Source organism: Klebsiella sp. PK01 (assembly GCF_057624675.1).
In genome coordinates this window covers 77456-90385 of sequence record NZ_JBYEZM010000001.1, presented here as the reverse complement: position 1 = coordinate 90385, position 12930 = coordinate 77456, and the positions used below count along the sequence as shown (strand labels likewise).

At 55.8% G+C, this 12930-nt stretch carries 11 protein-coding genes; 9 read left to right on the top strand and 2 right to left on the bottom strand.

The window, feature by feature from the left end; translation table 11 throughout:
- Positions 1 to 5: 5 nt before the first annotated feature.
- Positions 6 to 1175 carry a M20 aminoacylase family protein gene (locus AC22LX_RS00415; protein ID WP_045393123.1) on the bottom strand — a complete coding sequence of 390 codons (1170 nt, stop codon included), beginning with the start codon at positions 1173 to 1175 and terminating at the stop codon, positions 6 to 8.
- 171 nt (positions 1176 to 1346) lie between these two features.
- On the opposite strand from AC22LX_RS00415, the gene AC22LX_RS00410 reads away from it, so the two are divergent.
- The 7 genes from AC22LX_RS00410 to sapF all read left to right on the top strand — a co-directional run bounded on the left by AC22LX_RS00410 (position 1347) and on the right by sapF (position 9586).
- Positions 1347 to 3644: a helix-turn-helix domain-containing protein gene (locus AC22LX_RS00410; RefSeq protein WP_163310988.1), complete on the top strand. Its 2298-nt coding sequence runs from the start codon at positions 1347 to 1349 to the stop codon at positions 3642 to 3644.
- A 124-nt stretch (positions 3645 to 3768) separates the two neighbouring features.
- On the top strand, positions 3769 to 4053 hold the full coding sequence (locus tag AC22LX_RS00405) for a hypothetical protein (RefSeq protein WP_045393127.1): 285 nt from the start codon (positions 3769 to 3771) through the stop codon (positions 4051 to 4053).
- 238 nt (positions 4054 to 4291) lie between these two features.
- The gene (gene sapA / locus AC22LX_RS00400; RefSeq protein ID WP_045393130.1) at positions 4292 to 5944 is read left to right on the top strand and encodes an ABC transporter substrate-binding protein SapA; all 1653 of its coding nucleotides are present in this window, start codon (positions 4292 to 4294) and stop codon (positions 5942 to 5944) included.
- Positions 5941 to 6906: a putrescine export ABC transporter permease SapB gene (gene sapB / locus AC22LX_RS00395; protein WP_020078599.1), complete on the top strand. Its 966-nt coding sequence runs from the start codon at positions 5941 to 5943 to the stop codon at positions 6904 to 6906. The genes sapA and sapB overlap by 4 nt, the downstream gene beginning before the upstream one ends.
- Positions 6893 to 7783: a putrescine export ABC transporter permease SapC gene (sapC, locus tag AC22LX_RS00390; RefSeq protein WP_020078584.1), complete on the top strand. Its 891-nt coding sequence runs from the start codon at positions 6893 to 6895 to the stop codon at positions 7781 to 7783. Before sapB ends, sapC begins: the two co-directional genes overlap by 14 nt.
- Positions 7783 to 8775, top strand: a complete 993-nt coding sequence (gene sapD / locus AC22LX_RS00385) for a putrescine export ABC transporter ATP-binding protein SapD (protein ID WP_015366243.1) — start codon at positions 7783 to 7785, stop codon at positions 8773 to 8775. The genes sapC and sapD overlap by 1 nt, the downstream gene beginning before the upstream one ends.
- Before the next feature lies 1 nt (position 8776).
- On the top strand, positions 8777 to 9586 hold the full coding sequence (gene sapF / locus AC22LX_RS00380) for a peptide ABC transporter ATP-binding protein SapF (RefSeq protein WP_015366242.1): 810 nt from the start codon (positions 8777 to 8779) through the stop codon (positions 9584 to 9586).
- A 44-nt stretch (positions 9587 to 9630) separates the two neighbouring features.
- Here the strand turns inward: sapF and AC22LX_RS00375 are convergent, their stop codons facing one another.
- On the bottom strand, positions 9631 to 11061 hold the full coding sequence (locus tag AC22LX_RS00375) for a purine-cytosine permease family protein (RefSeq protein ID WP_049061543.1): 1431 nt from the start codon (positions 11059 to 11061) through the stop codon (positions 9631 to 9633).
- A gap of 199 nt (positions 11062 to 11260) precedes the next feature.
- Here AC22LX_RS00375 and AC22LX_RS00370 point away from each other — a divergent pair, with 199 nt between their 5' ends.
- Entirely contained in the window at positions 11261 to 11803 is a 543-nt protein-coding gene (locus AC22LX_RS00370) for a HutD/Ves family protein (RefSeq protein WP_045393134.1), read from the top strand.
- A gap of 242 nt (positions 11804 to 12045) precedes the next feature.
- A complete protein-coding gene (gene fabI / locus AC22LX_RS00365; protein ID WP_045393136.1) occupies positions 12046 to 12834 on the top strand; it encodes an enoyl-ACP reductase FabI in 789 nt (262 codons plus the stop codon).
- Positions 12835 to 12930 lie beyond the last annotated feature (96 nt).

Sequence of the window (12930 nt, the reverse complement as noted above, 5' to 3'; positions counted from 1 at the left end):
ATAGGTTAACGCAGATAGCGTTCCGTCAGGCCGCACCACAGCGCCGCGCCGGTAAGCAGGATTTGATCGTTAAAATCGTACCCTGGGTTATGCACCATGCAACGGTCGGCTTCATCACCCGCGCCGATAGTGAAATAGCAGCCGTTGGGATTGCTCTCCAGCATGAAGGCGAAATCTTCGCTGCCCATAAATGGATTCACGGTACCAACCTGTTCTTTGCCAAACAGCGTGGTCGCCACTTCACGGACCAGCTCATTAGCCGCCGGATCGTTACGCAATACCGGGCTGCCGTTGACGTGGGTTAAGGTAGCGCTGGCGTTAAAACTTTCCGCCTGAGCGACCGCGATGTCGTGAATACGCTGCAGCACCGTCTCGCGCACCTGCTGGTTAAGGGTACGTACGGTTAGCTTCATCAATACCTTATCGTTGATGATGTTCGGCGCATGGCCCGCCTGAATGCTACCGACGGTGACTACCGCGGGTTCAAATGGCGTGATGTTGCGTGAAACGATTGATTGCAGCGCGAGAGTAATGTGGCAGGCCACCAGCGTCGCATCGACGGTATGTTCCGGCACCGCGCCATGGCCGCCAATGCCCTTCACCTCGATATGCAGCGTATCGGAAGAGGCCATCATCGCGCCGTCGCGCAGGCCGATTTTGCCCAGTTTCTGGCCCGGCATGTTATGCAGGCCAAAGATGGCGTCACAGGGGAATTTCGTGAACAGGCCATCTTCGACCATCACCCGTCCGCCGTACAGCAGCTCTTCCGCCGGTTGGAAAATTAAATGCAGCGTACCGTTAAACTGACGCGTGCGCGCCAGATATTCCGCCGCATACAGTAGCGTGGTGGTGTGACCGTCATGGCCGCAGCCGTGAAAACGCCCGTCGACCTGGCTTGCCCATGCTTTACCACTCATTTCCTGCATCGGCAGTGCATCCATATCCGCGCGCAATCCCAGACGTTTTTCGCCGCTGCCGACTTTCAGCGTCCCGACCACGCCGGTACCGGCGAGGCCGCGATGCACTTCATACCCCCACTCAGTAAGCAGCCGGGCGACTTCATCGCTGGTTTTATGTTCTTCAAAGCCAATCTCGGGCTGTTGGTGGAAGCGGCGACGTAACGCCACAAACTGCGCTTCATTAACTTGCAAGGATTCAATCAGTGGATGTGTCATTTTTATTATTCCTGTGTTGTGTTTGCACGACACTTTCGAGTTTATGCGTCCCAACCGGCTTTAAAATGCCTTTTTTTGTTTTATATTGACGAAATATCAATGACTATTTTCTATACAATTCTGTTATGACAAAAAACAGCCTGCTATTTTTTGTCTTTTAAGGAGCGGCGCATGGAACATCATCTCGGCGATTTCAGCCTCACTGTTCGCGATATTCGCCATTTCAGCCCGCCGGAAAACGACGGATTAACGCTGCTATGGCTGCTGGAAGGTAGCGCAACGTTGCAACTCGGCGAATCGTCGCAACCGATGCGGGTTGATGAACTGGCGATTATTAACCGCCGCCAGCGCTGGCAGATTACCGGCGAAGAGGCCAATGCGGTCATGATCCTCAACCTTGCCGCCGGTTGGCTCACCCGCCTTGATAGCGATTTTTTTGCCAGTGATTATCGGGTTAGCAGCGAAACCAGGGATGCCACAGATAATCTACGCCAGCTGATGCGCCAGTTGCTGGTAGCCGGGCTGGTCAATCATCAGTCGCGCTATCGGCTGGAGGCCAACCGTTGGCTGAGTGAAATTGCCCTGCTGCTGGCAACCCGTTTTACCCAACCTATCGTGCCCAGCCTGCGCCGCGGGGCCGAGAACTGGAGCCGACGAATTACCAACGTGGTAGCGCGCATCGAAGCCAACTATCAGCGGCGGATCTCGCTGCAGGAACTGGCTGCCGCCGAATTTGTCTCTGAGGCCTGGCTTTCGCGCCTGTTCCATAAAGAGGTCGGCATTAGCTTCGTTCAGTACATTACCGCCCTGCGTCTCGGCAAAGCCGCCGAGCAACTGCTGACTACCCGCCGCTCGGTTCAGCAGGTGGCGCAGGATAACGGCTTCGCCAGTACTCGCATCATGAGCGATCTGTTTAAGCGCCAGCACGGCGTCACACCGCGACAATTTCGCCAGCAGCAGCCGCAGTCCAGCGCTCGTCCACGAGCGAACGCCAGCGAAATCTGGCGCCCGGTCGCGGTCGAGAGGCTTTACGCCCGTCTTAACGAGGCGGAAAAAAGCAGCGATGATACGCCGCCGCTGCTGCTCAACCCGCGTCAGACACGGCTGGTGGATATCCGCCAGCTGCCAGCGCGCGCGCCGGTATTGCGCCATACCCGTACCATCGTTACCGTCCGTGAACTCGATGATTTACTCCGCGAAGATGTGCGACGCGAGCTGGAGCAACTGCAGCAAACGCTACCCGTTTACGGCATCGATATTCACGATCCGTTTCTCAGCAGCCGCTTGTTTGGCGAGGGCTGGGACGACCCGACGCTCGCAGGCTATGCCTGTTGGTACAATCTTCAGCAGCTGTTTAGCTGGCTGGCGCAGAAAGGCTGGACGGTGCTGCTACATACCGGCTTAACCACCCGCTGCGATTTATTACAACGTTTTCTGCAACTCGCCGCCAATCACTTCCCACCCGCGACGCTCGCGAGCTGGCGTTTTGTCTGGCACTGGTCGCCGCAGGCCAGTGAAGCGGCGCGACAGCTGGCCTGGCGACAACAGCGAGAAGTGCTCGCGTCCACCTTGCAACAACCGCAAATGGGTATCTGGCATCGTTTCCCGCAAAGCGGTATTGGCGACGATCCGCTACTGTCTTCCCCGCTGCTCAGCGAGGCCGACTTTCTCGCCTGCCAGGCGGATGCCAACGAACTGCTTGACCTGGCGCAGGCCGATAGCAGCAAACTATCCGCCAGCGAAGACTATCCACGACAAAAATTACGCCAAATCCATAATGCCCTACGGCAACGGCAGCTCTCGTTACCGCTGTGGCTGCTATCGTGGAATACCTTAACCGGCGATACACGCGATACCAACGGGCGTTTTTTCCGCGGCGCGCTGTTGATGGATAACCTGTTGGGCATTGCCGATCGGGTGTGGCTGGCCGGCTTCTGGCTTAATTCAGGTCTTCAGGGGGAAGCGCGGGACAACGGTAAACTCGACACCTCCAGCCTGGCGCTGCACTACCTGCATGGTCTGCCGCGCCCGGTGTACTGGGTATTATGGCTGTGGCGGCGTCTACGCGGCGAAGTCTTAATCAATGACAAAAACCTGTTGTTATTGCGCCATAACGGACACTACCAGTTGCTACTGCGCAATACGGTGATTTTCAACCCCTGGCTGTCGAGCGAAGAGGCCTTTACCCAGCGTTTTCGCCAGCCCTATACCCTGCGGCTTGCAGGGCTGAAGGGACGCTGGCGCATCAAACAGCATCTGTTCGATCAGCACCATGGCGCGCTATTCCCGCTATTTGAGGCATTTCGTAGCCGCAGCGGCCCTGACGAAGAAGATTATCGCTGGCTCCAGCACCACGCCCGTCCGGCGCTGAGCGTGCATGAGGAACAACTGGATGATGGCTGGCTACGGGTGGATTCACTGCAGAGCAATGCGCTGGCGTTATATGAATTCACACCGCTGGAGGATTAAAACGTGACAACGTCACTATCAATTCACATATAAAAACGCGAGGAGTTAATAATATGTAACTGGTAAGATGTCTTAATGTGAATTATCATCGACGGTAATATCATTCAATGGATTGAAAATTCACGTGATTCCGGTTAATTCTCATACGCTCACCCGCTATGCCGCCCATGCCAGTTTGATCCACACCATGAAAAATCATCACGCCCCGGCCCTCTCATTAATGATGATTTTCTCGGATCTCTGCGTGCGTTCCACCCGTGATGCCTACAATGAACAAGGCTGGGAGATATCAGAGCGTAAAAGCGGATTCGTGCTGCGTACTTTCGTCGCCATCCATCGCGATGGCGGAGAACTGGAGATCACGCCAAAAGATTATATTGCCCGCTATAATCAGCTCCTTCCGCTCTGATCCCCACAGCCCACCCGCGCCGATACCAGAACGCCTGCAGATGGCTAACTGGAGAAATTGGCAATAAAAAGATACCATGTTTGATAATACTGGTTTAGTTCCGACACTATTTTGACCAACTGGCTGGACAACATGCGCTGCCGGTGACCGCATTATCCCCCTCGATGTCGTAAAGGTGGTGGTAAATGTCATTTAATATTAATAAGATAGAGCTCTGCTCTATGATCAAAAAGAAAATATGCGCCTGAAATTGTCCTCTCTTTTAGCGGCAGCCTCGATGCTGTGCGGGCAGGCTTTTGCCGCGCCGGCCCCGACTCCGGCGCTGCCAGCTAATGCCGATATCCGCGATAGCGGATTTGTCTATTGCGTCAGCGGGCAGGTAAATACCTTTAACCCGCAAAAAGTCAGCAGCGGCCTGATTGTCGACACCCTCGCCGCCCAGATCTACGATCGCCTGCTCGACGTCGACCCTTATACCTACCGTCTGGTGCCTGAACTGGCGGAAAGCTGGGAAGTGCTTGATAACGGCGCCACCTACCGCTTCCATCTGCGCGATAAGGTCCAGTTCCAGACCACCGACTGGTTTAAACCGACCCGCGCTTTTAACGCTGATGATGTCATATTCACCTTCGGGCGCATCTTTAACCGTGACGACCCGTGGCACAGCGTCAACGGCAGTAGCTTCCCCTATTTCGATAGTCTGCAGTTCGCCGACACCGTAGAAAGCGTTCGGAAACTGGATAACCATACCGTCGAGTTTCGCCTGAAACGTCCCGACGCCTCTTTCCTGTGGCACCTGGCGACGCACTATGCTTCGGTCATGTCCGCAGAGTATGCCGCGCAGCTGACCAAAAGCGATCGCGAAGAACAACTCGACCGCCAGCCCGTCGGTACCGGTCCGTTCAAGCTAGAAGAGTATCGTACCGGGCAGTACATCCGCCTGCAGCGCCACGCGGCCTACTGGCGCGGCAAGCCATTGATGCCGCAGGTGGTGGTGGATCTCGGTTCCGGCGGCACCGGCCGGCTGTCAAAACTGCTGACCGGCGAATGCGATGTGCTCGCCTGGCCGGCCGCCAGCCAGCTCACCATCCTGCGCGACGATCCGCGCCTGCGTCTGACGCTGCGCCCGGGTATGAATATCGCCTGGCTGGCTTTCAACACCGCCAAACCGCCGCTGGATAACCCGGAAGTTCGCCACGCGCTGGCGCTGGCGATCAACAACCAGCGGCTGATGCAATCGATCTACTACGGCACCGCGGAAACCGCGGCTTCAATGCTGCCGCGCGCCTCGTGGGCCTACGACAACGACGCTAAAATCACCGAATACAACCCCGCGGAGGCGCGTCGTCGCCTGCAGGCGCTGGGCTTGAGTAATTTGACCTTAAAACTGTGGGTGCCGACCAGTTCTCAGGCGTGGAACCCCAGCCCATTGAAAACCGCCGAGTTGATACAGGCGGATATGGCGCAGGTGGGTGTAAAAGTGATTATTATTCCTGTTGAAGGCCGCTTCCAGGAGGCGCGTTTGATGGACATGAGCCACGATTTGACGCTTTCCGGCTGGGCCACCGACAGTAATGATCCGGACAGTTTCTTCCGCCCGCTGTTGAGCTGCGCGGCGATTGGTTCGCAGACCAACCTCGCCCACTGGTGCAACCGCGAGTTTGACGAGGTGTTACAGAAAGCGCTGATTTCTCAGCAGCTGGCCTCGCGCATCGAAGCCTATAAAGAGGCACAGCATATTCTCGCCCGCGAACTACCGGTGCTGCCGCTGGCCTCTTCGCTGCGGCTGCAGGCTTATCGTTATGATATGAAAGGACTGGTGCTGAGTCCGTTTGGCAACGCCTCCTTCGCAGGCGTGTCGCGCGAAAAAGAAGAGGTGAAAAAACCATGATTATTTTTACCCTGCGCCGCCTGCTGCTGTTACTTGTGACGCTGTTTTTCCTCACCTTTATCGGCTTTAGCCTCAGCTATTTCACGCCGCACGCGCCGCTGCAGGGTGCATCGCTGTGGAATGCCTGGCTGTTTTGGTTCAAAGGGGTGCTGCACTGGGACTTTGGCGTCTCCAGCATCAATGGCCAACTGATTTCCGAACAGCTGAAAGTGGTCTTCCCGGCCACAATGGAGCTGTGCATTCTGGCATTTGGTTTTGCGCTGCTGGTCGGCATTCCCGTGGGAATGATTGCCGGGATCATGCGTAATAAGTGGCCGGACACGCTCATTAGCGCCCTGGCGCTGGTGGGGTTCTCCATTCCGGTATTCTGGCTGGCATTACTGTTTACCCTGTTCTTCTCGCTGACGCTGGGCTGGTTCCCGGTATCCGGTCGCTTTGACTTATTATACGAAGTGAAGACGGTGACCGGCTTCGCGCTCATCGATGCCTGGCTCTCTGATTCGCCGTGGCGCCATGAGATGATCGTCAGCGCCGCGCGGCATATGGTGCTGCCGGTGTTGACGCTGGCCGTCGCGCCGACCACCGAAGTGATCCGCCTGATGCGCATCAGTACCAGCGAAGTCTACGATACAAACTATGTTAAAGCGGCGGCGACACGCGGCGTCACCCGACGGACAATCCTGCATCGTCACGTGTTGCACAATGCCCTGCCGCCGGTGATCCCACGCCTGGGGCTGCAGTTTTCCACCATGCTAACGCTGGCGATGATTACCGAAATGGTCTTCAGCTGGCCGGGTCTGGGGCGCTGGCTGATCAACGCCATCCGCCAACAGGATTACGCGGCGATTTCCGCCGGAGTGATGGTAATCGGCGCGCTGGTCATTATCGTCAACGTCATCTCGGATATTTTAGGAGCCATGGCTAACCCACTGAAACATAAGGAATGGTATGCCCTACGATAGCGTCTATCTTGAAAAGCGCCCGCCCGGCGCATTGCGCACCGTATGGCGTAAATTCTACGGCGATACCACCGCGATGATTGGTTTATACGGCTGCGGCGCGCTGGTGCTGCTATGCGTATTCGGCGGCTGGTTCGCGCCTTATGGCATCGATCAGCAGTTCCTCGGCTACCAGCTGCTGCCGCCCTCGTGGTCGCGCTACGGCGAAGTGTCGTTCTTCCTCGGTACCGACGATCTCGGCCGCGACGTTCTGAGCCGCTTGCTCAGCGGCGCGGCGCCGACCGTTGGCGGCGCCTTTGTGGTCACGCTCGGCGCCGCGCTGTTCGGCCTGGTGCTTGGCGTCATTGCCGGCTCCACCCATGGTTTGCGTTCAGCGATAATGAACCACATTCTCGACACCCTGCTGTCGATTCCGTCGCTGCTGCTGGCGATTATCGTCGTCGCTTTCGCCGGGCCGCATCTGAGCCATGCAATGTTCGCCGTCTGGCTGGCGCTGCTGCCGCGCATGGTGCGTTCGGTTTATAGCATGGTGCACGATGAACTTGAAAAAGAGTACGTGATTGCCGCCCGCCTCGACGGCGCTTCCACGCTCAATATTCTCTGGTTTGCGGTTCTGCCTAATATTACCGCCGGGCTGGTCACCGAAATTACCCGCGCGCTGTCAATGGCGATCCTCGACATTGCCGCACTCGGTTTTCTCGACCTCGGCGCCCAGCTACCGTCCCCGGAATGGGGCGCCATGCTCGGCGATGCGCTGGAACTGATTTACGTCGCCCCCTGGACGGTTATGCTGCCGGGTGCGGCCATCATGATAAGCGTACTGCTCATCAATCTGCTGGGCGACGGTATTCGCCGCGCAATTATTGCCGGGGTTCAATAATGCCGTTACTGGATATTCGTAATCTTACCATTGAGTTTAAAACCAACGAGGGCTGGGTAAAGGCCGTCGACCGGGTCAGCCTGACGCTGGCTGAAGGTGAAGTCCGTGGTCTGGTCGGTGAGTCTGGATCCGGCAAGAGCTTGATCGCCAAGGCGATTTGCGGCGTCACCAAAGATAACTGGCGGGTCACCGCCGACCGTATGCGTTTTGATGATATCGATCTGCTGCGCCTGTCTAACCGAGAGCGCCGCAAACTGATTGGCCACAACGTGTCAATGATCTTCCAGGAGCCGCAATCCTGTCTCGACCCTTCCGAGCGTATCGGTCTGCAGTTGATGCAAAATATCCCCGGCTGGACCTTTAAAGGCCACTGGTGGCAACGCTTTGGCTGGCGCAAGCGCCGCGCTATCGAACTGCTGCACCGGGTGGGGATTAAAGATCACAAAGATATTATGCGCAGCTTCCCCTACGAGCTGACCGACGGCGAATGTCAGAAGGTCATGATCGCCATCGCGCTTGCCAACCAGCCGCGGCTGCTGATTGCTGATGAACCCACTAACGCCATGGAACCGACGACTCAGGCGCAGATTATTCGCCTGCTTACCCGGCTCAACCAGAATAACAACACCACTATTTTGCTGATCAGTCACGATATGCAGATGCTCAGCAAATGGGCGGATAAAATTAACGTCATGTATTGCGGGCAGACGGTGGAAACCGCCCCGAGCGAAGAGCTGGTGACCATCCCTCATCACCCCTACACGCAGGCGCTGATTCGCGCGATCCCGGACTTTGGCAGCTCAATGCCGCATAAAAGCCGGCTGAATACCCTGCCCGGCGCCATTCCGCTGCTGGAACAGCTGCCCATCGGTTGTCGGCTGGGGCCGCGCTGTCCCTATGCGCAACGCGAGTGTATCGTCACGCCGCGTTTGACCGGCGCGCGTAATCATCTGTACGCCTGTCATTTCCCGCTGAACATGGAGAAAGAGTGAAATGGTCGAAACATTGCTGGAAGTTCGCAATCTGAGTAAGACCTTTCGCTACCGTACCGGCTGGTTCCATCGCCAGACGGTAGAGGCGGTGAAGCCGCTCAGCTTTACCCTGCGCGAGCGGCAGACGCTGGCAATTATTGGTGAAAACGGCTCCGGGAAATCCACGCTGGCCAAAATGCTGGCCGGCATGGTCGAGCCGACCACCGGCGAACTGTTGATTGACGACCATCCGCTGGAGTTTGGCGACTACTCATTCCGTAGCCAGCGTATTCGTATGATTTTTCAGGATCCCTCGACCTCGCTCAACCCGCGTCAGCGTATTTCGCAGATCCTCGATTTCCCGCTGCGTCTCAATACCGATCTCGAACCGGAAGCCCGGGAAAAGCAGATTATCGAAACCATGCGCATGGTGGGCCTGCTGCCGGACCACGTCAGCTACTATCCGCATATGCTGGCGCCGGGGCAAAAGCAGCGCCTGGGGCTTGCTCGCGCCTTGATCCTGCGCCCGAAAGTCATTATCTGCGATGAGGCGCTGGCCTCGTTGGATATGTCGATGCGTTCGCAGCTAATCAACCTGATGCTGGAGCTGCAGGAGAAACAGGGAATATCCTACATCTACGTGACCCAGCATCTGGGGATGATGAAGCATATCAGCGATCAGGTGCTGGTGATGCATGAGGGCGAAGTGGTTGAACGCGGAAGCACCGCCGATGTGTTGGCCTCGCCGCTCCATGAACTGACCAAACGGCTGATCGCCGGCCATTTCGGCGAGGCGCTGACTGCCGACGCCTGGCGAAAAGATGGCAAATAGCGTTAACATTCCTTCAGGGGCGGCACAATAGCCGCCCCTGCTGTTTATGACTGCGGGAACACGCTCTGCGCCGGTAATGGACGGCGGTCGAAGCGGCGCAGCGCAAAATACAACCATCCGGTACCTACCCAGCCGATAATCCATGACACATCATTGCCGGCGAATATCCACGTCAGCGAACCATGGAACAGCGGGTTCTCAATAAACGGCAGTTGAATCAGCACGCCAATGATATAAATGGTAATGGCATACCAATTCCAGAAACCATAGCGCTGATGCGGATCGCTAAGCGCCGGAATATCGACCGCGCCTTTAGAGATAATGTAGTAATCCGTCAGGCTGATGGCGCTCCAGGGAACAAAAAAGGCCAGCAGGAATAACAGGAAATGGGTAAAGTGCTTTAAGAAAGCCGGTTCGCTGAGCAGCGCGATAATACATGAAGCCGCCACCATCAGGACGACGAAAGCAACGCGGCATTGCTGCGACAACGCGGTCTGACGGCGAAAACCGGAAACAATGGTAGTCAGAGACATAAAACTGCCGTAGGCGTTGAGCGTCGTGAAGGTGATTTTGCCAAAGCAGATAGCAAAATAGATAACCATCGCCATCACCTGGCTTTTACCTAATCCCACCAGATAACTCACTTCATGACCGGGGAATGCGCTGCCGGCAATCGCGGCGGTAAACACACCCAGCGTCATGGATGTCTGGGTTCCCAATACGGTTCCGAAAAACACCGAGCAGAACGTTTTCGTTGCCGATACATTACGTGGCAGGTAGCGCGAATAGTCGGACACGTACGGGCAGAAAGCGATTTGCCACGACGAGGATAGAGACACCGCCAGCAGGAACATCGGCAGGGAGAAATGGTTATTTTGCGCCAGGGCCGTGAGATCCGCCGATATCAGCAGGGTAACGAACATATAGACGAAGGCCAGAATGCCGATAATGCTCGCCAGTTTACCCAGCTTATGAATCACCTTATAACCCAGCACCGCAATAACAATAATAATTGCACTGAATAGCAGCATTCCAGCTACATTGCTGATACTCAACAGTTTTGCCATTGCCTGCCCCGCCAGTACGGTACCGCTCGCGGAGAAACCGACATACATAATGCAGACCAGTACCAACGGCACTACCGCGCCAAAGACGCCAAACTGGGCGCGGCTTATTATCATCTGCGGCAAACCCAGCCGTGGTCCCTGCAGCGCATGCAGCGACATCACCGCCGCCCCCAGCACCTGTCCAAGAAGAAGACCTATCAGCGACCACACCACGTCACCACCCAGCACTACGGCTAAAGCGCCGGTGACAATAGCGGTAATTTGCAGGTTGCCGCCAAACCATAGGGTAAACTGGCTAAAGGGATGCCCATGCCTTTCGCGCTCGGGGATGTAATCAATCGACCGCGTTTCCTTTAATCCTGCCTCATTACTTTTTGATTGCCCGTCTGTAGACGAAAAAGAAGACATAGGTACCTCGCTATTATTATTTCACTCACTCCCCATCTGACCGATCCTGTATATACAAGCATTGACAACTGCCCGCACCGCACGCATCCTATTTTTGTGATGAATATGTAAATTCTTTGTATTGCAAAAAGTAACAAAACCATAACAATAACGTTGATTAACGCCTGCGCAGGCAGCGCTTAACCGAGGTGTACCGCTCATGATCGTTCCCGTCCAACTATCCACTCTGCCCGTCACACCCTGGAAAAATGGCGCAGGCGAGACCCGTGAGATAGTCTGTGTGCCTTCACCTGATGCCCCTTTTTTATGGCGAGCCAGCATTGCCACTCTGCAAAATGATGGTCCGTTTTCCTGCTTTCCCGGCGTCGATCGGGTCATTACCCTGCTGACCGGGCAACCGCTCCGTCTGAAAGGCGAAGCTATCGATCACCCTTTAGCGTTGTGGCAACCCTGGGCTTTTGCCGGCGAGTGGCAGCTGCGTAGCGAAGGGATCCGCGAGCGCGGTCTCGACTTTAATATCATGACCCAGCGCAGTCGCGCCGCCGCCGAGGTACGCGTCGTGGACGATGTACAGACCCCCGGCGACGAAGGCGTCGCGTGGGTATTACAGGGGCGCTGGCAACTTGGTGAACGGCAATGTGAAGCGCAATCGGGTATTTTCTGGCGCCAACAAGCGCCGGGCGAACTCGCGCCGCTAACGACGGACGCCCTGCTTTTACTCACCACGATCGTGCGCCGTTAACCGCAGAAATTTCGGCAACGCGTTGGGATCTGTCGCTAAAACACAGTGATTATCCGGTGATATACTGGAGCGAGCGCATTTATCATTACGCGCTGCGTTGCGACAGGCGACACAAAAAATCGTGACACAAGGGGTCTTCAGTGGGATATAATTCCCGGCTAAATTTGAGTTATTTTGAAATAACAACGTTAACCTTTTGATTGTTAGAGTAAAAATAAGCAATAACGATAAGGATTAAAGCTATGGGTTTTCTTTCCGGTAAGCGCATTCTGATCACTGGCGTGGCCAGTAAACTGTCCATCGCCTACGGTATTGCGCAAGCAATGCACCGTGAAGGGGCTGAACTGGCATTCACCTATCAGAACGAAAAACTGAAAGGCCGCGTAGAAGAGTTTGCTGCTGCGCTGGGTTCCAACATTGTGCTGCCGTGCGATGTGGCTGAAGACGAAAGCATCACCGCGCTGTTCACTGAGCTTGAGAAAGTATGGCCGAAATTTGATGGTTTCGTGCACTCTATCGGTTATGCGCCGGCTGACCAGTTAGATGGCGACTATGTCAATGTCGTAACTCGCGAAGGTTTCAAAATCGCCCACGACATCAGCGCCTACAGCTTCGTGGCGATGGCGAAAGCCTGCCGCGCGATGCTGAACCCGAACTCCGCGCTGCTGACCCTCTCCTATCTGGGCGCTGAGCGCGCGATCCCGAACTATAACGTTATGGGTCTGGCGAAAGCGTCTCTGGAAGCCAACGTCCGCTATATGGCGAACGCGATGGGTCCGGAAGGTATTCGTGTTAACGCCATCTCCGCTGGTCCGATCCGTACTCTGGCGGCATCCGGTATCAAAGATTTCCGTAAAATGCTGGCTCATTGCGAAGCGGTCACCCCGATCCGTCGCACCGTCACCATCGAAGACGTGGGCAACAGCGCGGCTTTCCTGTGCTCTAACCTGTCTGCAGGTATCTCCGGCGAAGTCGTTCACGTTGACGGCGGCTTTAACATCGCTGCGATGAACGAACTGGAACTGAAATAAGTGCCTTATCCTCCTCACCCCGGTGAGGAGGATCTCTCCTACCCCTCTCTACCTACGCTTTTCCTCTGTTATTCCAATCCGCTATTTATTAGTACG

Bases quoted from the DNA above. Each gene is read 5' to 3' on its own strand.
- AC22LX_RS00375 (WP_049061543.1), bottom strand. From the start codon at position 11,061: ATGTCTTCTTTTTCGTCTACAGACGGGCAATCAAAAAGTAATGAGGCA.
- sapF (WP_015366242.1), top strand. From the start codon at position 8,777: ATGGTCGAAACATTGCTGGAAGTTCGCAATCTGAGTAAGACCTTTCGC.
- sapA (WP_045393130.1), top strand. From the start codon at position 4,292: ATGCGCCTGAAATTGTCCTCTCTTTTAGCGGCAGCCTCGATGCTGTGC.
- AC22LX_RS00370 (WP_045393134.1), top strand. From the start codon at position 11,261: ATGATCGTTCCCGTCCAACTATCCACTCTGCCCGTCACACCCTGGAAA.
- AC22LX_RS00415 (WP_045393123.1), bottom strand. From the start codon at position 1,175: ATGACACATCCACTGATTGAATCCTTGCAAGTTAATGAAGCGCAGTTT.
- sapB (WP_020078599.1), top strand. From the start codon at position 5,941: ATGATTATTTTTACCCTGCGCCGCCTGCTGCTGTTACTTGTGACGCTG.
- sapC (WP_020078584.1), top strand. From the start codon at position 6,893: ATGCCCTACGATAGCGTCTATCTTGAAAAGCGCCCGCCCGGCGCATTG.
- sapD (WP_015366243.1), top strand. From the start codon at position 7,783: ATGCCGTTACTGGATATTCGTAATCTTACCATTGAGTTTAAAACCAAC.
- fabI (WP_045393136.1), top strand. From the start codon at position 12,046: ATGGGTTTTCTTTCCGGTAAGCGCATTCTGATCACTGGCGTGGCCAGT.
- AC22LX_RS00410 (WP_163310988.1), top strand. From the start codon at position 1,347: ATGGAACATCATCTCGGCGATTTCAGCCTCACTGTTCGCGATATTCGC.